This window comes from Cyanobium sp. Lug-B, from assembly GCF_024345635.1.
Taxonomy (GTDB): domain Bacteria; phylum Cyanobacteriota; class Cyanobacteriia; order PCC-6307; family Cyanobiaceae; genus Cyanobium; species Cyanobium minutissimum.
Map to the genome: position 1 here is coordinate 1 of NZ_JAGQBM010000029.1, position 21524 is coordinate 21524.

Consider the following 21524-nt stretch of genomic DNA (forward strand, 5'->3'; position numbering starts at 1 on the left):
GGGTCAGGGCCGCCTCCGCTTCAGCGATCAGGGCGCCGTCCCACAGGGCCGGATCCGGCTCCAGCAGCGGCACGTAGCTGCCGCCGGCGGCCCGCCGGGCCCCGCGGCGCGCTTCGCCGTGCAGCAGCAGGGCCAGCAGGCCGCGGGCCTCCGGCTCCTCGGGCAGCAGGGCGGCGCACAGCCGCGCCAGCAGCACCGCCTCCTGGGTCAGCCCCCGGGAGCGGCCGTCGCCGCCCTCACCATTCCAGCCGGTGGTGTAGGCCGCGTAGATCGCCTGCAGCACCGCCGCCGAGCGCGCCGGCAGGGCTTCGGCGCCCGGCAGCACGAACGGAATGCCGGCATCGCGGATCTTGGCCTTGGCGCGCACCAGCCGCTGGCCCATGGTGGCCGGCGCCACCAGGAAGGCGGCGGCGATCCGGGAGGCGTTGAGCCCCAGAACGGTCTGGAGCATCAGCGGGGCCTGGATCCCCGGATCGATCGCCGGGTGGGCGCAGAGGAACAGCAGCCGCAGCCGCTCGTCAGGAATCTCCATGGCGTTCTCAGGCACAGCGGGATCCGGGGCGACGGCGAAGGCGCCCAGCTCCGGCAGCAGCTGCTCCAGGGTCCGGTCGCGGCGGGCCCGGTCGATCAGCCGCCGCCGGGCCACCACCAGCAGCCAGGCCTCGGGGGCCCGGGGGACCCCCTCGTCGGGCCAGCGCCGCAGGGCGGCGAGGAAGGCATCGCCGAGGGCGTCCTCCGCCGCCGCCACATCGCCGCAGCGGGCGGTGAGCCAGGCCACCAGCTTCCCGAAGGACTGCCGTGCCGCCAGCTCCGCCGCCCGCCGCCCCTCCATCTCAGGAGGCGGCCATGGCGAGCACCGGCCGCACCTCCACGGCGCAGCGCTCCGCCGCCGGGCAGCGGGCGGCCCAGGTGAGGGCGGCGTCGAGATCGGGCACATCGATCAGGAAGAAGCCGCCCAGCTGCTCCTTGCTGTCGGGGAAGGGCCCGTCCTGGACCTGCCGTTCGCCGTGGCGCAGGCGCACGGTGGTGGCGGTGTGGGGGGACTGCAGGGCCTCGCCACCGGCCATATGGCCGGCCTCGGCCAGGGCCTGGGAGTAAGCGGCGTAGGCCGGCATCAGGCCGGGACGGTCAGCGAAGTCCTGCTCGCTTTCGAAGATCAGAACGGCGTACTGCATGGGGGGCACTCGAAAGGTTGGTGGGGGACACACTCCCGAAAGGCGTGCGTCATCTCCATGACGGACGGCAGGCCGCCATTTCGACAGAATCAACGGGTTCCGCTCCACCCCGTGTGCCCTCCATGCCCAAGGTCGAGATCTACACCTGGCGCTTCTGCCCGTTCTGCATCCGGGCCAAGCAGCTGCTGGACCGCAAGGGGGTGGCCTATGAGGAATACGTGATCGACGGCGACGAGGACGCCCGCGACGCGATGGTGGCCCGGGGCCGCGACGGCCGGCGCTCGGTGCCCCAGGTCTTCATCGACGACGCCCATGTGGGCGGCTGCGACGACCTCTACGCCCTCGAGCGCCAGGGCCGGCTGGATGCGCTGCTGGCCGTCGCCAGCTAGGGGGCGGCGGCGCCCTTCCATTCCGCCAGCTCCACGGTGATGCCCTCCGGGCCCCGGAGAAACACCAGCTTGCGGTGGTGGAACTCCATCACCGCATTGCGCAGCTCCACACCCCCGGCCTGCAGCCGGGCGACCGTGGCCTCCAGGTCGTCGACGGCGAAGCAGATGTGGTTGAACCCCACCCGGGCCAGGTTGTCCATGGCCGGCTCGGGCAGGGGATCCGGGTGGCGGTAGTGCAGCAGCTGCACCTCCAGCCGCGGTGTGGCCCCGGCCAGCACCAGCGTCACGTGGTCGGCCTCAAGGCCCTCCACCCCCATGTAGGCGGCGAACTGGGGCCCGCTGATCAGCACGGCCTTGTCCTCCACGAAGCCCAGCAGGCCGAAGAAGTGCCGGGCCGCCGCCAGGTCGCGCACGACGATCGTGACGTGGTCGAAATGGCGGAGCATGGGTCCCTCCTCGCTGAGGTTCTGGCCCGTAGCCTCAGCCATGGGGATCAATCGAAGGTCCGATTCTGGCGGGGCCCGGCGCCACGGGGAACCGGACGTGGCTCCAGCCCCCCACCCATGGCTGCCAGCGGCCAGAGTGAGGGGCACCAACGGCCGGCCCGATGAGCGACAACGCCAGCCCCGCCGATGCCGCCACGCCCGGCCAGGGCGGCGGCTGGCCCCTGATCGACGGCTGGGCCAAGGCCACCCTCTCGCCGCGGGGGCCGAAGCTCTGGCAGACCCTCAACCACAAGAGCGCCTGCCTCTCCTGCGCCTGGGGCACCGGCGGCCAGCACGGCGGCTTCGTCGACGAGCTGGGGGAGCCGCTGCAGCGCTGCCTCAAGAGCGTCGAGGCGATCATGGCCGAGCTGCAGCCGGCGGTGAGCGAGGGCGTGTTCGGCCGCCGCAGCCTGGCGGACCTCCAGCAGCTCTCCTCGATGGAGGCCGACCGCCTCGGCCGCCTCAGCCACCCCCTGCTGCTGCGCGAGGGCGGCAGCCACTACGAGCGCATCGGCTGGGACGACGTGTTCGCCATCGCCGAGGCCGCCTTCCAGCGCCCGCCGGAGCGGGTGGCCTCCTACAGCTCGGGCCGCTCCTCCAACGAGGCCGCCTACCTGCTGCAGCTGCTGCTGCGGGCCATGGGCTCCAACAACCTGGCCGACTGCTCCGACCTCTGCCACGCCCCCTCCACCGTGGGGCTGAACGCCATCTTCGGCTCGGGCACCTCGATGGTGAGCCTGGAGAGCCTGCAGCAGGCGGATTGTGTGGTGCTGGTGGGCTCCAACGCCCCGGCCAACCACCCGCGGCTGATGAACGAGCTGATCAAGCTGCGCCAGCGGGGCGGCACGGTGATCGTGATCAACCCGGTGATCGAGGTGGGGCTGCTGAAGTTCGGCTCGCCCGCCTTCCCGATCCGCTCGATGCTGGCGGGCTCGGAGATCGCCTCCCTGTTCCTGCAGCCCGTGCCGGGCAGCGACACGGCCGTGTTCCTGGGCCTGCAGAAGGCCCTGCTGGAGGCCGGTGCCGTGAAACGGGATTTTCTGGCCGCCCACACCGAGGGCTGGGAGGCGCTGCTGGAGCAGCTGGAGCGCACCTCCTGGGAGGCGATCAGCGGCGCCTGCGGCCTCAGCCGCCGGGAGCTGGAGCACGCCGCCGCCGTGATCGCCGCGGCCCGGGGCGTGGTGTTCGCCTGGGCGATGGGCATCACCCACCACGCCAACGGCATCGACAACGTGCAGGCGATCGCCAATACGGCCCTGCTCAGCGGCAACGTGGGCCGGCCCGGCGCCGGCACCATGCCGATCCGGGGCCACTCCAACGTGCAGGGCTTCGGCTCGATGGGAGTCACCGTCAAGCTGCGGGCGGAGATGCAGCAGGCCCTCGAGCAGCTGCTGGGCCGGCCCCTGAGCCGGGTGCCCGGCTACGACACCCGCGCCCTGATCGAGGCCGCCGAAGCCGGCCGGGTCGACACCCTGCTGTGCCTGGGGGGCAACCTCTGGGGCGCCAACCCCGACAGCGGCGAGGCGAAACGGGCCCTGGGCCGCATCGACACGATCCTGTACCTGGCCACCAAGCCCAACCAGGGCCATTTCCACGGCCTGGCCGCCCGCCAGACCCTGGTGCTGCCGGTGTTCAACCGCTTCGAGACCCCCCACCGCACCACCACCGAATCGGGCAACAACTACGTGCGCCTCAACGAACCCGGCACCACCCACCTGCGCGGTGCCGACCTGATCAGCGAGGTGGCCTTCCTGGCGGAACTGGCCCGGCGGCTGATGGGCACCGACCCGATCGACTGGGGGCGGCTGCAGGATCCGGCCTACGTGCGGGACCTGATCGGCCGCACCGTGCCCGGCTACGGGCCGATCGCCCGCATCGATGCCACCCGCGAAGAGTTCAGCGTCGAAGGGCGCCTGTTCGACTCCCCCCACTTCCCCACCCCCAGCGGCCGGGCCCGGATGGCCCCCACCCCCCTGCCGGAGCTGTCGTTGCCGGAGGCGGCGCACTTCGGCGGCCTCGGGCCCGGAGAAGGGGGCCTGGTGCTGGCCCTGATCACGGCCCGCAGCTACGGCCAGCACAACACCGTCGTCTACAAGGCCGGCGACAGCTACCGCGGCATGCCCCACCGCCACACGATCCTGATGAACCGGGCCGACCTGCGCCGCTGCGGCCTGGCGGCCCACCAGCGGGTGACGGTGCAGGGGGAGGCGGGCGCCCTGGAGGGGGTCGAGATCATCCCCGGCGAGATCCGCGAGGGGGCGGCGCTGATGTTCTACCCGGAGGTGAACGTGCTCATGAAAGCCGTGATCGACCCCCGCTGCGGCACCCCGGCCTTCAAGCGGGTGCCGGTGCTGGTGCGGGGGGCGCTGGCCGCCGGCCATGGCGTCTGACGCCCCGGCAGGGGCGGCCGAAGTGCCGAAGGGGGCGGCGGCGGAGCGGCAGCGGCTTGCCGATGATGATCTCCGCGAAGCCCGCTGGCGCCGCTGGGGGCCCTACCTGAGCGACCGCCAGTGGGGCACGGTCCGGGAGGACTACAGCGCCGACGGCAACGCCTGGGAGCATTTCCCCTTCGAGCAGGCCCGCTCCCGCGCCTACCGCTGGGGGGAGGACGGCCTGCTGGGGCTCTGCGACAACCACCAGCGCCTCTGCTTCGCCCTCGCTCTCTGGAATGGCCGCGACCCCTTCCTCAAGGAACGGCTGTTCGGGCTCAGCGGCCCCCAGGGCAACCATGGCGAGGACGTCAAGGAGATCTATTTCCACCGCGACAGCACCCCCAGCCACAGCTGGATGAGGGCGCTGTACCGCTACCCCCACGGGCGCTTCCCCTACGAGGACCTGATCGCAGAGAACGGCCGTCGCGGCCGCGACGCCCCCGAATACGAACTGCTCGACACCGGCATCTTCACCGGCGACCGCTTCTGCGACATCGAGGTGACCTACGCCAAGGGGGCCCCGGACGACATCCTCATCCGCCTGTGCGTCACCAACCGCGGTCCCGATCCCCACACCCTGCACCTGCTGCCCACCCTCTGGTTCCGCAACACCTGGAGCTGGGGCGGCGAGGAACTGCGCCCCTCGATCCGACCCGTTCCGCCGGAGCCGGCGGCCGAGCCCGCTGCGCCGCTGGCACCCGAGTCTTCCCGGCCCGTGCCCTGGCGGACCCTGGCCGCGACCCACCCCGAGATGGGCACCTTCTGGCTCCACGCCGAGCAGCCGGCCGAGCTGCTGGCCACCGACAACGAGACCAACGCCCGGCGGCTGTTCGGGGCCGCCAACGCCGGCCCCTACGTGAAGGACGGCATCAACGACCGGGTGGTGGCGGGCGATCGGGGGGCGGTGAATCCCGAGGGCGTCGGCACCAAGGCGTCGCTCCACTACGTCCTGCCCCTGGCGGCGGGGGAAACCCGGGTGCTGAAGCTGCGGCTGGTGGATCGCCGGCTCACGCATGACCCCCTCGGTGCCGGGTTCGAGGCCATCAGCCGGGAGCGGCAGCGGGAGGCCGACGCCTTCTACGCAGACCTGCTCCCGGCCGGGCTGCCCCCCGAGCGTCGGGCGCTGCAGCGCCAGGCCTTCGCCGGCCTGCTCTGGAGCAAGCAGACCTACCTCTACGGGATCCGCGACTGGCTGGCGGGGGATGCGGCCACCCCGCCGCCGCCGTCCCGCCGCCACGGCCGCAACCACCAATGGCCCCACTTCCATGCCGACGACGTGCTGTCGATGCCCGACGGCTGGGAGTACCCCTGGTTCGCCGCCTGGGATCTGGCCTTCCACTGCGTGCCCCTCGCCCTGGTGGATCCCGGTTTCGCCAAGCACCAGCTCGACCTGCTGACCCGGGAGTGGTTCATGCACCCCAACGGCCAGCTGCCCGCCTACGAGTGGGCCTTCGGCGACGTCAACCCGCCGGTGCACGCCTGGGCCACCTGGCAGGTGTACAGCCTGGAGAAACGGGCCACGGGCAGGGGCGACCGGCCGTTCCTGGAGCGGGTGTTCCAGAAGCTGCTGCTCAATTTCACCTGGTGGGTGAACCGCAAGGACGCGGAGGGCAACAACATCTTCCAGGGCGGCTTCCTCGGCCTCGACAACATCGGGGTGTTCGATCGCAGCGCCCCGCTGCCCACCGGGGGCTTCATCGAGCAGGCCGATGGCACCAGCTGGATGGGGATGTTCTGCCTCAACATGCTCACGATCTCCCTGGAGCTGGCGCAGGAGAATCCCGTCTACGAGGACATGGCGACGAAGTTCTTCGAGCACTTCCTCTACATCGCCGCGGCCATGAATGCCTCCGGCAGCGACGGTGGCCACCACCTCTGGGACGACGGGGACGGCTTCTTCCATGACGTGCTCCACCTACCGGACGGCCAGCGGCTGCCGCTGAAGATCCGCTCGATGGTGGGGCTGATCCCCCTGTTCGCCATCGCCATCCTCGAACCGGAGGTGCTCGAGCGGCTGCCGGCCTTCCGGGCGCGGCTGGAGTGGTTCATCCAGCACCGGCCCGATCTCAAGGTGAACGTGGCCTGCATGGAGACCAGGGGGCAGAAGGCCCGCCGCCTGCTGGCCCTCACCTACCTCAGCCCCAACCGCTTCGTGGCGGAGGACCGTTTCCGGCGCATCCTGAAGCGCCTCTTCGATCCGGCCGAGTTCCTCGGCGACCACGGCATCCGCTCCCTCTCCCGCCACCATGCCGAGCACCCCTACGTGTTCAGCTTCGAAGGCCGGGAGCACCGGGTGGGCTACGAGCCGGCGGAATCGCGCTCCGGGCTGTTCGGCGGCAACTCCAACTGGCGCGGCCCGGTGTGGTTCCCCGTCAACCATCTGCTGATCGAGGCGCTGCAGCAGTTCCACCGCTACGCCGGTGACGGCTTCCAGGTGGAATGCCCCACCGGCTCCGGCCAGTGGCTCAGCCTGCAGCAGGCCGCCGACCTGATCAGCGAGCGGCTCATCGGCCTGTTCCTGCCCCGCCCCGGTGAGCCGCCGCCGGCCTACGGCGCCACCGCCGCCTTCCTCACCGATGCCGAAGGCCAGCGGCTGCACCTGTTCCACGAGTACTTCCACGGCGATGACGGCACCGGCCTGGGTGCCAGTCACCAGACGGGCTGGACCGGCCTAGTGGCCCAGCTGATCCACGACCATGGCCTGCGCATGGCCGGGGAGCCGCCGGGCACCGATCAGCCCCCCAGGTAGGCCATCTCCGCCGGCGCCGGCCGCTGGTCGACGGCTTCCTGCCGCTCCTCGCTCCAGCGGTCGCGGCGGGCGCGCCATAGCCCCTCCAGCGCCTGCTGCAGCCGGCCCGGTTCGGGCCGGGGGCGCAGCCAGGGCTTGAGGTCGGTGCCGTCGGCGGCGAACAGGCAGCTGTAGGCCACCCCGTCGGCGGTGATCCGCAGCCGGTTGCAGTCGCCGCAGAAGGGCGCCGTGATCGAAGCCACCACCGCCAGGTGACCGCACCCATCGCGGTAGCGCCAGCGGCCGGCGGTGCCGTGGGGCGCCCGTCCCACCGGCTCCAGCGGCCAGGCCGCCCCGATGCGGGCCACCATCTCGGCCGCCGGCAGCACCTGCTCCGGCGACCAGCCGTTGCGGTTGCCCACGTCCATGAATTCGATCAGGCGCAGCTCCAGCCCCTGCTCCCGGGCCAGCGCCGCCAGGGGCAGCAGCTGGTCGCCATTGCCGGAGCGGGTGATCACCGCGTTCAGCTTCAGGGCGCCCGTGGCCGGATCGAAGCCAGCCTCCCTGGCATGCCGGATCGCCGCCAGCACCTTCGCCAGCACGGCCTCGCCGGCGGTCTCGCCCGGGAGGCCGGCCATGCGGGCCACGCTGGCCCCATCGGTGCCATCGAGGCTGAGGGTGATCCGGTCGAGCCCCGCCGCCTTCAGCTGCCGTGCCCGCTCGGCGTTCAGCAGCACCCCGTTGCTGGTGAGGGCGATCTCCCGCAGGGCGCCGCGGGGATCACCGGGGTCACGCCGCCGCAGCGGCTGCAGGGCGGCGATCAGCTCCTCCAGGCGCCGGTGCAGCAGGGGCTCGCCGCCGGTGAGGCGCAGGGTGTGGACTCCCAGGCCGACGGTGGCCTCCACCAGGGCCACCCGCTCCGCCAGGGTCAGCAGGTCGGGCGGATCCTCGAGATCCGGACAGCAGTAGGGGCAGGCCAGGTTGCAGCGGGCCGTCAACGACAGCCGCAGCACCCCCAGGGGCCGGCCATGCAGATCCAGTGGACGCTCCGCCATGGCAGGAAAGCTAGGGCCAGAGGCCGGTGGCGTCGTCGGGTCGGTTGGCGTTCCGCAGCCCCGCGGCCGGCAGGGCCACCGGCACCACCAGCTCTGCCGCGAGCCAGTCCTGCAGCCGCCGCCCCCCCGCTGCCGTGAACGCCCGCAGCCGCCGGCACCGGCCCGGATGGGCCGGATAGAGCCCCAGCAGCGGCTGCAGCCGCCGGCCGTCGTGGGCCAGGTGGATGGGGGCGGGCCCAGTGGCAGCCGGGGTGCCAGCGGCGGCGTGGGTGGAGGCGGCCGCCAGCAGGGCCTCGAGGGCGGCGGTCTCCAGCCAGGGCATATCCACAGGGCAGAGAAGCAGGTCCTGGCCGGGGTGGTGCGCCATCAGCCGGTCGAGGGCCAGCAGCGGCCCCTCCCGGGGCGGCGGCTCCTCCAGGAGCGCGATCGGCTGGCCCAGCCCGTCCCGCCGGGGCCGCGCCAGGGCGTGGTGGGCCCGGTGGTGGCTGACGAGGGTGATCGGCAGCGGCAGCGCCGCCAGTCGCCCGAGGCTGAACTCCAGCCAGGTGCCCCCGGCGGGATGGGGCAGCAGGGCCTTGTCCGTGCCCATGCGGCGGCTGGCGCCGCCGCTGAGCAGGCAGGCCCGCAGGCCGCTCATGGCAGCGGCGAACCGTCGGGGTCCGGGCCCACCAGGCCGAATTCCGCCAGGGCCCGCGGCAGGTTGCGGTGCTCATGGCCCGGATGGCTGAGCTTCACCAGGGCGAAGCGCTGCAGCTCATCGAGCTCCCCCCAGGCGTGGGGGGGCAGGGTCAACCCCAGCTGGCGGCAGGAGGCGAGCAGCACCTCCGGGGGCTCGTCGCCCTGTTGCCAGGGGGCGCCGCAGGCGGGCTCCAGCCGGCCGGCGACGCCGGCGGCCATGGCGGCCGTGCGCCGCTCGAGCCAGCGGTCCAGCTCCGCCAGGGACCCGGGGTCGTCGGGCCAGGCCAGCAGCCGCTGCCGTTCCCCCTCGTCGAGGTCGCTCCAGTGCACCAGCTTCAGCTTGACCCCCACCAGATCGAGCTTGCGCCGCACCGCCATGGGGATGCAGCGCAGGTCGCCGACGAAGTCGGCCTCAAAGCCGAAACAGTGGTCATGGCGGCCCATGGACCCGGCCCCAGGCGGAACCCGAACCCTAGGAAGCCGGCGGGCGGGCCCTGGGCTCAGTCCAGCTGGAGCACGCCCCTGGTGCGCTGGCGGCGCTGCTGGTCCTGCTGCTCGAAACGGGCCAGGCAGTCCCCCTGGGGCACCAGGACGCAGCTCACGTACTCGGAGGCGTCGACCAGGGCCGCCCGGATCGCCTTGCCGGCGGGCGTGCGCTGGGCCTGGGACTGGTTGCTGCCGAAGTTGAGCGTGCCGGCGGCACCGGTGAGGGCCTGGCCGGTGCGGCCCATGTTCTGCGCCAGCCAGAGGGCCAGACCCGCCGCCGGCAGCAGGCTCACGCCGCTGGCGCTGGCGCTGGCCGTGTTGCTGGCACGGCCTTCCACGGTGCGGGATCCGACCACTTCGCCGGTGGAGCTGTCCACCACGCGGATGTCGATCGCCACGTAGTCCTTCGTCTCCACCTGCTGGTTCTGCTTGCCGAAGCCCAGCAGGCCGAAGCTGTTGCCCGACTGCTTCTGCTCCACGTTGGTTTCGTAGGAGGTGACCGTTCCCAGCACGATGTAGCGCGCGCCGCGCATCTGACCCCTGCGGGCGGCGTCGGGGCCCTTCTTGACGATCCCCAGTTCCGCCAGCTCCTGCTCGGAAAGCACGTCCTTGAGCTGGCGCCGCTCCACCACCTGCAGCGTGCCGGTGCCCTGCAGCTCGTTGGCCAGGGCGGCGGCGAGATCATCGGCCACCGGACCCTGCCACCACCACGTGGGCTGGGTGACGGTGTTCTTGAAGGCGGGCACCGAGACGGTGGGGCGGGCCACCGGCTGACGGCTCTGGGCCAGCGCGGCGGCGGGGACGGCGGCGGCGACGGCACCAAGGCTGAGGCCGAGGGCAAGCGAGCGGGGGAGATCACGGGCGACTCCGCCCAGGGTGCGTCTGCGCATGATCTGCGACGTGGCCATGGCGTGCCGTCCTGAAGCTGGTCCCGATACGGCGGGCATTCAAGCAAGTTCCGGCCGCGGCTGGGCGTTCCGCCCCAGTGGGGTCGGAGTGCACTCCAGCGCTGGAACTGGCCCAGGCCCGGCGGGCTTTCGTAGCCGATCTCACCGTGGGACCCCGCCAGGATTAGGTTCACTGAAGAGACCGCAGAGGCTTCTGACGAAGTCGCTCCCATGACCGCCACCGTCCCGTCGAGAGACGAGCTGCAGGACCACAGACCCTCCGGGGCCAGCCAGGGTCCCCGGCCGGCTCCGATGTTTGAGCTGATCCCCTACGAGAAGTTCCGCGACACCCCCTCGGTGCGCTTCTTCGACATCACCGTGCCCAGCTCGAACAAGCGGGATCTGGTGGTCCACTCGGGCCCGGCGGTGAGCCCCCCGGACTGCCAGGAGACCGGCAGCTGGCAGTTCTATCTCCACCCCCACCAGGAGGACAACCTGCTCGCCATGCATGGCGGCCGCACCTTCTTCCTGGTCAATCTCGGCTGGAACTATCCGTATCACATCGTTCGCCTCGACTGCGGCGGCGACATTCTGCGCATACCTCCCGGCACGTTCCACCGCTCCGTCTCCGACCCCGACGGCTCCCTGGTGCTCAACCAGGCCGTGCGCGAGGAGGGTGCCAGCGTGGTGCGGGAGTTCCGGGTGTACAACAGCCACCGCATCCCCCGGCTGTTCGCCGTCACCTCCAAGACCGCCCCGTTGCCCAAGCTGCACGGGGTGAGCTGGTAAGCGGAGGGCTCAGGCCGCCGCGGCGCGGCCCAGGAGGGCGCCGAAGTCCCTGGCGGGCATCGGCTTGCCCAGCAGGTGACCCTGGAACTGGTCACAGCCCAGGTTCCGCAGCATCCCCAGCTGCTCGGCGGTTTCCACCCCTTCCGCCAGGGTCATCAGCCCCAGCTCCTTGGCCATCACGATGGTGGCCTTGACGATGGCCAGGTCGGCGTCGTCGTTACCCAGCCGTTCCACGAAGAACCGGTCGATCTTGAGTTTGTCGAGCGGCAGGGAGTGGAGCATGGCCAGGGACGAGTAGCCCGTGCCGAAATCGTCGATCGCCAGGCTGAAGCCGCTCTCGGCGAGCTGCCGCAGCTGCTCCCCCGCACGCTCGGGATCGTTCAGCAGGGCCGTTTCGGTGATCTCCAGCTCGAGATTCTCCGGCACCAGGTCGTAGGCGCTCAGGGCCCCGGCCAGCAGCTCGGAGAGGGAGGGATGCTCGGCCCCCAGCTGGAGCGGCGAGATGTTGATCGCCAGTTTTCCCAGCCGCAGCCCCTGGCGGTGCCACTCCTGCAGCTGCCGGCAGGCCTCCTCGATCACCCAGAGGCCGATGGTGTGGATCTGGCCGGTCTTCTCCGCCAGCGGGATGAACACGTTGGGGGACACCATCCGGCCGTTCTGATCACGCCAGCGCAGCAGGGCCTCGGCCCCGGCGATCCGGCTGCCACCCCGGTCGATCTGGGGCTGGTAGAACAGCCGCAGCTGCTCCCTGTCGATCGCCCGGCCCAGGCTGAGCTCCAGCTCGAGGCGCTCGCGCAGCTGCAGGCTGATCTCCGGGGTGTAGAAGCGCAGCTGGTTCTTGCCGTGCTGCTTGGCCTCCATCAGGGCCGTGTTGGCACAACGCAGCAGGGTGTCGGGGTCGGAGCCGTGGTCGGGGGCCAGGGCCACCCCGAGCGAGGCGCTGGGCTGGACCGCCAGGCCGGTGCCCATTCCGGGGCTGTTGCCGAGGGTGCGCCGGATCTGCTCCGCCCACTGCAGGGCCTCGAGCCGGTCGGCCATGGCCATGGGCCGCAGCAGGATGAACTCATCACTGCCCACCCGGGCCAGCCAGTCGTCCGGCCGCATCAGGTGGCGCAGGCAGCTGCCGCTGGCCTGGAGTACCTGGTTGCCGATCTCATGGCCCAGGCTGTTGTTGATCGACTGGAAGTTGTCGAGGTCGAGGTTGATCAGGGCGATGCCGCGCTCGGAGCCGGCCATGCGCAGCAGGCGGGCCAGCTGGCGGACGGCGGCGGCCTTGTTGGGCAGCCGGGTGAGGGGATCGACGAAGGCGATGCGCTCCAGCCGCTGCTGGATCTCGTGCTGCTCGCTGATGTCCTGGACGGTGCCCACCGTGGTGAGCGGCTCGCCGTCGGCGCCCAGGGTGGTGCGCCCCCGCTCCAGCACCATCTTCAGCAGCCCGTCGCCGAGCAGCAGCCGATGCTCGATCCGGTAGGGCCGCCCCGTGCGGAAGGACTCCTGGAAGGTGGCGTCGACCAGGGAGCGGTCCTCCGGGTGGACTGTCTGGAGAAAGTGGCCATAGGAGGGGGCCGTCAGCTCCGGGGCGGTGTTGAAGATGCTGTAGGTCTCGTTCGACCAGAGCAGTTCCCCCGTGCGGTGGTTCAGCTCCCAGCTGCCCACATGGGTGAGCCGCTCGGCCTCCTGCAGCAGGGATCCCAGCCGGGAGCTTTCCCGCAGGGCCGTGTCCAGTTCGGTGCGGTCGCGGTGACTCACCAGGGCCACCAGCCGGCCGCAGAGGTCGAGCACCTGATAGCTCACGGACACGTCCCGGCAGGCGCCGCAACGGGCCCGGTGGCGTGTGGCGAAGCTGCCCCTGGGCTGCTGGCGCATCACCCGCAGCTGGTCGTGCATCAGGTCGTCGGCCAGCTCCGCGTCCGCCTGGATCGCCGCCGGATTGAGGGTGAGGAAGTGCTCCCGGGAGTAGCCGAGCCGCTCGTGGGCCGAACGGTTGCAGTCGATGAAATGGCCACTGGCCAGATCAAGGACAACCAGATCGTCGCTGCCCAGGTCGGCGGCAAAACGCAGTGCATCGCCGACGCTGTCGACGCAAGGAATCAGCCCCTGTTCCGCCGGGGTGCTGAACCAGAAGGATTGCACTGACGGTTCCATTCACGCAGGATCTTAGGCAGCGTTTTCATTGCTGACCAGGATGGGGAAGAAAACCCCCTGCCAAGCTGAAGCGCAGCGGGATGGAGGCTTCGCACCTGAAGATTCCACTGGAAACGTGGGAAGTCCAGGGCCTGAGAAGTGAGGAAAAGAGAAGAATTGAATGCAGCCTGATCGCCGGGCCGAGCTCGGTTTTCGGTGCTTGTGCGGTCCAGCGATATGGGGCGCCGCCGGCGCCTCAGTCGATCCTGAGGTCGATGGTGAGATCCGTCGGGCGCTGACGTCCCCGCCAGGGGGGAGCCTCGGGCCGCGGCCCGGCCTGGGGCGCCGCCACGGGATCGAAGCGGTGACCGTCCGGGTGCAGCTGGAAGGCCCGATCGCCGCCGGGGGTGCGCAGCAGGAGCTCCAGGGGCATGTGGGGCTCGATCGCCGGATGCAGGCATGGGTAGAGCCGCTGGAAGCGGAAGCGGACCGCCAGCGGCAGGCCGGCCCCGTCGGCGGCGGGCTCCAGCGGCAGGGGCCGGCCGTTGAGGAACAGCCCGCAGTCGCGGCGGAAGGCGGCATTGGCCACCACTTCGAAGCGGCGCAGGGAGCCGTCGATGAACCGGCTGGTGAAGCCTCCCTGCACCGGGGTGTCGCAGATCAGGGGCCAGGGCTCGGGGGCCGGCCGCAGCTCCAGGGCGGGCGCCGTCCCGGTGGCGTCCACCTCCCCCTGCCAGCGCAGCAGGGGCGGGAAACGCCACTCCCAGATGGCCCGAAAGGGCGCCGGATCCAGGGCCAGATCATCGGCGGCCAGGTCGGCCAGGATGGCCTCCAGGTCGGCCCACAGCTGGCTGGGCAGCAGCTGGCGGTCGTGCAGGGCCGACCCCCAGTCATGCAGGCTCCCGGGCCGGTGGCGCGGCTCCAGCAGGTGGGCGGCCAGGGCGCTCCACAGCAGGGCGATCGTGCTGCTCCACTCCATGCGGGGCAGGCTCTCCAGCGCCCGGAACTCCACCAGCCCCAGGCATCCGGCCGGGGCCCCGGGATTCCAGAACTTGTCGAAGCTGATCTCGCTGCGGTGGTTGTTGCCGCTGCGGTCGGCGTGCAGATGGCGCAGCGTCTCGCCGATCAGGCCCCGGACATCGCCGAAGGGCTCCCCCGAGGGCTGGCCCTCCGCCTGTTGGATGGCCCGGTAGGCCAGCTCCAGGTCGAAGCATTCACCGATCGCCTCGTCCGGCCGGGGCGACTGGGAGGCCGGGCCCACCCCGGGGCCGCAGAACAGGTAGGCCAGCGACGGATGCCGCTGCCAGTAGCGCAGGATCCCGGTCAGCCAGGCCGGGCGGGAGAAGAAGGGGTGGTGGGCCAGGTCGGGGCCACCCCAGAGCAGGTGGTTGCCGCCGCCGGTGCCCTCTTGGCGGCCGTCACCCAGGTCCTTCCAGCTGCGCAGCCCCACCCGCTCGCCGGCCTCCTCCAGCCGCTGCAGCCAGCGGCGGTACTCCATCCAGCTGTGGCAGACGGGCAGGTTGATCTCCAGCACGCCGGGGTCGGCCGTGAGCCCCAGCACCTGCCAGCGCTCACCGGCATCGAGGGGCAGCACGCCGCTCAGCCGGGGCGCCGCCAGCGGGCCGAGGCTGTCGGCCACCGCCTGCAGCAGCAGCCGCAGGGGTTCCCGCTCCAGGGGGGGCAGGAACAGCTCCCAGCCGTCGGGGTCCACCTCCAGGGTGAGCACCTGGCGGGGCACGTCCTCGGGCAGGTGCTCCAGGGGCAGGCGCAGGCCGGCGGGGCCGGGGGCGCCGGTGAGTTCCCGCAGGCTTTCCTCGAGGGGCCAGGGTGCCACCGCCCAGGCCACCGCCGCCGCCGGGTCGTCCGCATCGGGGGGCGCCACGCTCAGGGGGGCGGCCCAGACCCGGCGCTCGGGTTCGAAGGGATCCCGCAGCACCACGGGCTGGAGCGTGAGGCCCAGCCGCCCACCCAGCTGCTCCAGCCAGGCCGGGGCCGCCTCGGCCGTCAGCGGTGCTCCCTCCAGGCCGGGCTGGCAGAGGCCGGGCCAGCGCACCGGCGCCGTGCCGTCATCGCCCAGGAACAGACGCAGGGCCCAGCGGGGGTTGACCTCGCCGTCGTAACGCTTGCCGGGGCAGTAGAGGAGGGTGCTGCCGGGCCAAACGCGCTGCTGCAGATCCCGGGCCAGGGCCCGGGCGATCGGCAGCTTGGTGGGTCCATCGGCAGTAACGCTCCACTCCGGCCCCTCCGGCTCGAGGGGCACCAGGGTGGGCTCACCGCCGAGGGTGAGCTGGATGCCGGCGGCCCGGAGGCGGGACTCGGCCGCCTCGGCCACCCTGTCCATCCAGCTCATGCGGGCCAGCTCATGTGGGTTGGGGGAGGCTCATGGGGACGGGCTGGGAATCACGCTGCAGGCATTGACGGGAACCGGCGCCACCTTCCAGATGCGCTCGGCGTACTCCTGGATGGAGCGGTCGCTGCTGAAGAAGCCGCAGCGGGCCGTGTTGAGCACGGACATCATGCTCCACCGTCCCGCATCGCACCAGGCGCTGTCGACCTCGTTCTGGGCGCGGCGATAGTCGCCCAGGTCGGCCATCACCCGGAAGGGGTCGCTGCTGCAGAGGTTGGCCAGCAGCGGATGGAACAGGTCGCGGTCCCCTTCGCTGAAGTGGCCCGAACCGATCAGGTCGATGGCCTCCTTGGCCAAGGCGTCGTTCTCCAGCCAGGGCATCGGATGGTAGCCGCTGCGGTTGATGGCGGCCAGCTGCTCGGCGGTGTGGCCGAACAGGAAGAAGTTGTCGTCGCCGACCCGCTCGCGGATCTCGATGTTGGCCCCGTCGAGGGTGCCGATCGTGAGGGCGCCGTTGAGGGACATCTTCATGTTGCCCGTGCCGGAGGCCTCCATGCCGGCGGTGGAGATCTGCTCCGACAGGTCGACGGCGGGGTAGATCTTCTGGCCCAGCTTGACGCTGAAGTTGGGCAGGAAGATCACCCGCAGGCGGCCGTCCATCGCCGGGTCGATGTTGATGATCTCCGCCATGCCCACGATCAGGCGGATGATCAGCTTGGCCATGGCGTAGCCGGGGGCCGCCTTGCCGCCGAAGATCACCGTGCGCGGCGGCAGGTCCTCGCCGGCCCGTAGGCGCAGGTAGCGCTCCACCACCTGCAGGGCGGCCATGTGCTGGCGCTTGTACTCATGGATGCGCTTCACCTGCACGTCGAACAGGGAGGCGGGGTCCACCAGCACGCCGGTGTCCTGGCGGATCGTGGCGGCCAGGCGCTCCTTGGACTGCTCCCGCACCCGCTGCCAGCGCTCCAGGAACGCCGCGTCGGTGGCCAGGGGCTCGAGCCGGCGCAGCTGGTCGAGGTGCCGGCACCAGTCGGTGCCGATGGCGTCGTTGAGCAGGGCGGCCAGGGGCGGGTTGGCGACCGCCAGCCAGCGCCGCGGTGTGACCCCGTTGGTGATGTTGGTGAAGCGATCCGGCCACACCCGGGCGAAGTCGGCGAACAGGTTCTCCTTCAGCAGGCGGCTGTGCAGTTCCGCCACCCCATTCACCGTGTGGCTGCCCACCACCGCCAGGTGGGCCATGCGCACCTTGCGGTGCGGCCCCTCCTCGATCAGGGACAGCCGCTCCAGCAGCTCCGGCTGACCAGGGAAGCGGATGCGCAGGGTGCGCAGGAAGCGGGCATTGATCTCATAGATAATCTGCAGCTGGCGCGGCAGCAGCTGCTGGAACAGCTCCAGCCCCCAGGCCTCGAGGGCTTCCGGCAGCAGGGTGTGGTTCGTGTAGCTGATCGTGGCGGTGGTGATGCTCCAGGCGGTGTCCCAGTCGACCCCGTGCACGTCGATCAGCAGCCGCATCAGTTCCGCCACGGCGATCGCCGGATGGGTGTCGTTGAGCTGCACCGCGAACTTGCGGTGGAACTCGGTGACCGGGATCCCCTGGCTGGCCAGGATGCGGAACATGTCCTGCAGGGAGCAGGAGACGAAGAAGATCTGCTGGCTGAGCCGCAGGCGCTTGCCCTGCTCCAGCTCGTCATTCGGGTAGAGCACCTTGGAGAGGGTCTCCGACTGCACCTTGTGCAGCACGGCCCGGGTGTAGTCGCCGGCGTTGAAGGAGGCGAAGTCGAAGGCGTCCGGCGCCTGGGCCGACCACAGCCGCAGGGTGTTGGCGGTGTGGACGCCGTAGCCCAGGATCGGGGTGTCGTAGGCCACACCGATCACGGTCTGGCCGCCGATCAGCACCGGATAGCTCCATTCCGGCCGGATCACCTCCCAGGGGTTGCCGCGCGCCAGCCAGGGATCGGTGCTCTCCATCTGGCCGTTGGGGCCGATCTGCTGACGGAAGATCCCGAACTCGTAGCGGATGCCGTAGCCGATGGCCGGCAGCTCGAGGGTGGCCATCGACTCCTGGAAACAGGCCGCCAGCCGGCCCAGGCCGCCGTTGCCCAGGCCCGGCTCCGGCTCCTCCGCCAGCATCTCCTCGAGGGAGAGGCCGAGGGCCTCGCAGGCGGCCGCGGCCTCCTCCCGCAGCCCGAGGCTCACCAGGTTGTTCTCCAGGTGGGGCCCCAGCAGGTACTCCGCCGACATGTAGGTGGCGGTGCGGACGTGCTGGCTGGTGTAGGTGTCGGCCGTGTCCACCCAGCTGGTCAGCAGGATGTCCCGGACCGCCAGCGACAGGCAGACGTAGTGGTCGTGGGTGGTGGCGAGGGAAGCGGACTTGGCCTGGCTGGAGAACAGATGGCGCCGCATCGCCTCCAGGAGGGCCTGGCCCTTGGGCGGGCACGGGGCGGGTGTGGGGCTGGCCATGGGGACGGGCGGCAGTCGGCGGAGTGGACCAGTCCTGGCCTGGGGAGTACCGCCGCCGCTGATGCATCGGCTACCAGCCGGCGCACCTTAAGAGTGGCTTCGCTTCCGCTGCCCTCGCTTCAGCCGTGCAGCACCTCGTGCCAGGCGGAGCCCATGGGGGTGGGCTCCAGCAGCTCCGCCTCGATCCTCCATTCCAGCTCGCTGTCCACCCCCGTGGGGCCCGAGAAGCTGCCGTTCACCGCCGCGGTGAGCGTGGGCTTGGAGGAGGTGGCCAGGGTGATGTAGCGGTCGTCGACGCTGCCCATGCCGCTGGGGTCGAACCCCCGCCAGCCCGCCCCGGGCAGGTAGACCTCCGCCCAGGCGTGCAGGTCGTACTGCTTCGGCTGCGGTTCCACCAGGTGATAGCCGCTCACGAACCGGGACGGCAGGCCGACACAGCGGCAGGTCTCGACCATCAGCATCGCCAGGTCGCGGCAGGAACCGACCCGTTCCTTGAGGGTGCGCCCCGCCGGCCAGGCCGGCCCCACGTGCCGCTGGGTGTACTTGACCCGGTCCTTGATGATCTCCACCAGCTGCTCCAGGAACATCAGCCCCCGCTGGTCGCTGCCCATCAGCGCCTCCTGGGCCAGGTCCACCGCGGCGGGATCGTGCTGGCCGTTGGGCAGCCAGCCCTCCAGGGAGCCCAGCAGATCGCCGTTGAGGTGGCCCACCGGATAGGGCAGCAGCGGCTCCTGGTCCTCCAGGCAGCTGGCCAGGGCCGGAGGCTGCTGGGTCTCCACATCGCTGATCGCCTGCACCCGGAAGTGCTCGGTGCTGCCCGTGAAGCGGGCCCGCAGGATCTCATCACCGCTGGCGGCCAGCAGGGGATAGAAGCGGGAGGGCTCCGGCGTGACCGCCAGATGGAAGTGCAGCAGGCGCTGGAAGCCGTGGCCGCGGGGTTTCAGGCAGAACCGGTGCGGACCCAGGAAGACCGGAGCGCTGTAGCGGTAGTCGAAGGTGTGGGTTATGCGGGCTCGCATGCCGCCTCCTGACTGGCGGTGGTGCCGGCAGGGGCGATGAAGTAGCGCGCTTCGATCAGCTCGTGCAGGCGATTGAGATCGGACTGGAAGTTGTCGATGGCTTCATGGAGCCCGGTGGCCACCAGTTCGTCGATCCTGGTGAAGCTCCAGTGGGCCAGGGTGAGCCCGATCAGGCACTCCAGATCGTCAGCGGGGCGGGGAACGGAGCTGCCGCGGATGATCCGCAGTGTCTCGTTGATCCGCTCCAGGCAGTAGCGCACCGAGCGGGGGAAGATCGGATCCAGCAGCAGGAACGCCGCCACGGCCTTGGGTTCGATCGCCTGCTGGCTGGACTGGCGGAACATCTGGTAAGCCCCGGCCGAGCGCAGCAGGGAGATCCACTGCAGCTCGTCGAGCACCCCGCCCACCTCCTCGGGGGACGGCAGCAGCAGGAAGTATTTGACGTCGAGGATCCGGGTGGTCTTGTCGGCCCGCTCGAGCAGCCGCCCCAGCCGGCTGAACTGCCAGGAGAGGTCGCGGCTAAGGGTGGCGTCGGTGATGCCGTAGAAGAGCTGGCAGGCGCGGCGGATCTCCCGCAGCTGCTCCTGGGGCGGCTGCTGCCAGAAGGCGTCCTCCTGCAGCGTCCAGTAGATGTCGTTGATCTGCTCCCACATCTCCGTGGTCATCACCTCACGGATCTGGCGGGCGTTCTCCCGGGCGTTGCCGATGCAGTTGAGAACACTGCTGGGGTTCTCAGCCTCCCGCACCAGGAAATGGATCACCGCCTCGGGGGTGACCACCGGGCAGAGCTCATCGAAGAGCTTGCGGTCGCCGCTGGCATCGATCAGGGGCAGCCAGGGCTCGGCGCTGCCGGGGGGACAGTCGAGGGCCATGGCCTCGCTCACCTCCACGAACCGGGAGATGTTCTCGGCCCGCTCGACGTTGCGGTTGATCCAGTAAAGGGAGTCGGCGACGCGGCTCAGCATGGGGCTTCATCCACGATCCAGGTGTCCTTGCAGCCGCCGCCCTGGGAGGAGTTGACCACCAGGGACCCGCGCCGCAGCGCCACCCGGGTGAGGCCGCCGGGGCTCACCCAGGCGTCCTTGCCGCGCAGCACGTAGGGCCGCAGATCCACGTGGCAGGGGTAGAGCTCCCCTTCGCTCAGGGAGGGCACGGTGGAGAGCTCCAGGGTCGGCTGGGCGATGTAGTTGCGGGGGTTGGCCTGGATCTTGACGGCGAACTCCTCGATCTCCGCCTGGGTGGCATGGGGGCCGATCAGCATCCCGTAGCCGCCGGCCTCTGCCACCGCCTTCACCACCAGCTCGCCGAGATGGGCCAGCACGTAGGCCTGGTCGTCGGGGCGGGAGCAGATGTAGGTGGGGACGTTCTCGATGATGGGCTCCTCGCCCAAGTAGTAGCGGATCATCTCGCCCACGTAGGCGTAGATCAGCTTGTCATCGGCGACGCCGGTGCCGGGGGCATTGGCGATCGCCACCCGACCCGCCGCATAGGCGCCCATCAGCCCCCTGACGCCGAGGAGCGAATCGCTGCGGAACACGGCCGGGTCGAGGAAATCGTCATCGATGCGGCGGTAGATCACGTCGACCGCCTCCAGGCCGGCGGTGCTGCGCATCCAGACCCGATCCCCCTCACACACCAGATCGCGCCCCTCTACCAGCTGGATGCCCATCTGCTGGGCCAGGTAGCTGTGCTCGAAGTAGGCGCTGTTGAACACCCCGGGGGTGAGCAGCACCACCTTGGGGGTGTCGGTCCAGGGGGCCAGCTCCCGCAGGGTCTGCAGCAGGTGGGAGGGGTAGTCGTCGATGGGCTGCACGGTGCGGCCGGCGAACAGGCTCGGGAACATGCGCTTCATGACGCGCCGGTTCTCGAGGAAGTAGGCCACCCCCGAGGGACAGCGCAGGTTGTCCTCCAGCACCCGCCAGGTGCCGTCGCCGTCGCGCACCAGATCGAGGCCGGAGATGTGGCACCAGCGGCCGAGGGGCGGTTGGAAACCCTGCATCTGGGGACGCCAGCCCTGGGAGCTTTCGACGTCGGCCCTGGGCACCACCCCGTCGGCGAGGATCTTCTGGTCGCCGTAGACGTCGGCCAGGAAGCGGTCGATCGCCTCCAGCCGCTGGAACAGGCCCCGCTCCAGCCGCTCCCAGTCCCGGGCGCCGATCAGGCGGGGGAGGGGATCGAAGGGGAGGATCCGCTCGACGCCCTTGCTGTCGGAATCGTTGAGCCGGAAGGTGGCGCCGAGCCGCTTGAGCAGCATGCCGGCGGCGGCGTGGTTGCGGTTCAGCTGGTCCAGACCCATCTGGCCCAGGGAGGACAGCAGGGGGGTCAGGGTTGCCCTCGGCTGGTCGGTGGAGGTGAAGTACTCGTCGTACCCCTGGTTCGGTTTGTACTGACTGAACATTCCACACCCGTCCGCGCGGTTGGATCCTGCAGTGCCGCCGGGGTGGCCACCCGTTGCCGTTGCTACGAAACC

Annotated in this window: 17 protein-coding genes; 4 read left to right on the top strand and 13 right to left on the bottom strand. The window is 70.9% G+C overall.

Annotated features, from left to right (window positions below; genetic code table 11):
* The coding region (locus KBY81_RS08765; protein WP_254976265.1) for a DUF6596 domain-containing protein at nt 1-832 on the bottom strand (832 nt) is incomplete at its 3' end.
* Nucleotide 833: 1 nt separating this feature from the next.
* The gene (locus KBY81_RS08770; RefSeq protein WP_106219571.1) at nt 834-1175 is read right to left on the bottom strand and encodes a YciI family protein; all 342 of its coding nucleotides are present in this window, start codon (nt 1173-1175) and stop codon (nt 834-836) included.
* 122 nt (nt 1176-1297) lie between these two features.
* On the opposite strand from KBY81_RS08770, the gene grxC reads away from it, so the two are divergent.
* Complete coding sequence (gene grxC, locus KBY81_RS08775; protein WP_106219572.1) at nt 1298-1564, top strand: glutaredoxin 3; 267 nt, start codon at nt 1298-1300, stop codon at nt 1562-1564.
* Here the strand turns inward: grxC and KBY81_RS08780 are convergent.
* Nucleotides 1561-2052 carry a VOC family protein gene (locus KBY81_RS08780; protein WP_106219573.1) on the bottom strand — a complete coding sequence of 164 codons (492 nt, stop codon included), beginning with the start codon at nt 2050-2052 and terminating at the stop codon, nt 1561-1563. The two genes, grxC and KBY81_RS08780, sit on opposite strands and share 4 nt — an antisense overlap.
* A 119-nt stretch (nt 2053-2171) precedes the next feature.
* On the opposite strand from KBY81_RS08780, the gene KBY81_RS08785 reads away from it, so the two are divergent.
* Nucleotides 2172-4439 carry an FdhF/YdeP family oxidoreductase gene (locus KBY81_RS08785; RefSeq protein WP_254976266.1) on the top strand — a complete coding sequence of 756 codons (2268 nt, stop codon included), beginning with the start codon at nt 2172-2174 and terminating at the stop codon, nt 4437-4439.
* On the top strand, nt 4429-7230 hold the full coding sequence (locus KBY81_RS08790) for an MGH1-like glycoside hydrolase domain-containing protein (RefSeq protein ID WP_254976267.1): 2802 nt from the start codon (nt 4429-4431) through the stop codon (nt 7228-7230). The genes KBY81_RS08785 and KBY81_RS08790 overlap by 11 nt, the downstream gene beginning before the upstream one ends.
* Here the strand turns inward: KBY81_RS08790 and KBY81_RS08795 are convergent.
* The 4 genes from KBY81_RS08795 to KBY81_RS08810 are packed head-to-tail and all read right to left on the bottom strand — an operon-like array spanning nt 7215 to nt 10318.
* Entirely contained in the window at nt 7215-8264 is a 1050-nt protein-coding gene (locus KBY81_RS08795; protein ID WP_254976268.1) for a GTP 3',8-cyclase MoaA, read from the bottom strand. The genes KBY81_RS08790 and KBY81_RS08795 overlap by 16 nt on opposite strands.
* Nucleotides 8265-8274: 10 nt before the next feature.
* On the bottom strand, nt 8275-8901 hold the full coding sequence (locus tag KBY81_RS08800) for a molybdenum cofactor guanylyltransferase (RefSeq protein ID WP_254976269.1): 627 nt from the start codon (nt 8899-8901) through the stop codon (nt 8275-8277).
* The gene (locus KBY81_RS08805) at nt 8898-9386 is read right to left on the bottom strand and encodes a nitrate reductase associated protein (RefSeq protein ID WP_254976270.1); all 489 of its coding nucleotides are present in this window, start codon (nt 9384-9386) and stop codon (nt 8898-8900) included. The genes KBY81_RS08800 and KBY81_RS08805 overlap by 4 nt, the downstream gene beginning before the upstream one ends.
* Before the next feature lie 56 nt (nt 9387-9442).
* On the bottom strand, nt 9443-10318 hold the full coding sequence (locus KBY81_RS08810) for a CsgG/HfaB family protein (protein WP_254976271.1): 876 nt from the start codon (nt 10316-10318) through the stop codon (nt 9443-9445).
* A 309-nt stretch (nt 10319-10627) separates the two neighbouring features.
* Between KBY81_RS08810 and KBY81_RS08815 the strand changes: the two genes are divergently transcribed.
* The gene (locus KBY81_RS08815) at nt 10628-11104 is read left to right on the top strand and encodes a hypothetical protein (protein WP_015110109.1); all 477 of its coding nucleotides are present in this window, start codon (nt 10628-10630) and stop codon (nt 11102-11104) included.
* Nucleotides 11105-11113: 9 nt separating this feature from the next.
* Here the strand turns inward: KBY81_RS08815 and KBY81_RS08820 are convergent, their stop codons facing one another.
* The 6 genes from KBY81_RS08820 to KBY81_RS08845 all read right to left on the bottom strand — a co-directional run bounded on the left by KBY81_RS08820 (nt 11114) and on the right by KBY81_RS08845 (nt 21452).
* Nucleotides 11114-13249, bottom strand: coding sequence for a bifunctional diguanylate cyclase/phosphodiesterase (locus tag KBY81_RS08820; protein ID WP_254976272.1), 2136 nt, complete (start codon nt 13247-13249; stop codon nt 11114-11116).
* Nucleotides 13250-13484: 235 nt separating this feature from the next.
* The gene (locus tag KBY81_RS08825) at nt 13485-15578 is read right to left on the bottom strand and encodes a transglutaminase family protein (protein WP_254976273.1); all 2094 of its coding nucleotides are present in this window, start codon (nt 15576-15578) and stop codon (nt 13485-13487) included.
* Between the two features lie 30 nt (nt 15579-15608).
* Nucleotides 15609-18035: a glycogen/starch/alpha-glucan phosphorylase gene (locus KBY81_RS08830; RefSeq protein WP_106219580.1), complete on the bottom strand. Its 2427-nt coding sequence runs from the start codon at nt 18033-18035 to the stop codon at nt 15609-15611.
* A 119-nt stretch (nt 18036-18154) separates the two neighbouring features.
* The gene (locus KBY81_RS08835; protein ID WP_106219581.1) at nt 18155-19054 is read right to left on the bottom strand and encodes a transglutaminase family protein; all 900 of its coding nucleotides are present in this window, start codon (nt 19052-19054) and stop codon (nt 18155-18157) included.
* A complete protein-coding gene (locus KBY81_RS08840; protein ID WP_106219582.1) occupies nt 19039-20019 on the bottom strand; it encodes an alpha-E domain-containing protein in 981 nt (326 codons plus the stop codon). The genes KBY81_RS08835 and KBY81_RS08840 overlap by 16 nt, the downstream gene beginning before the upstream one ends.
* The gene (locus tag KBY81_RS08845; protein WP_254972093.1) at nt 20013-21452 is read right to left on the bottom strand and encodes a circularly permuted type 2 ATP-grasp protein; all 1440 of its coding nucleotides are present in this window, start codon (nt 21450-21452) and stop codon (nt 20013-20015) included. Before KBY81_RS08845 ends, KBY81_RS08840 begins: the two co-directional genes overlap by 7 nt.
* Between the last annotated feature and the right edge of the window lie 72 nt (nt 21453-21524).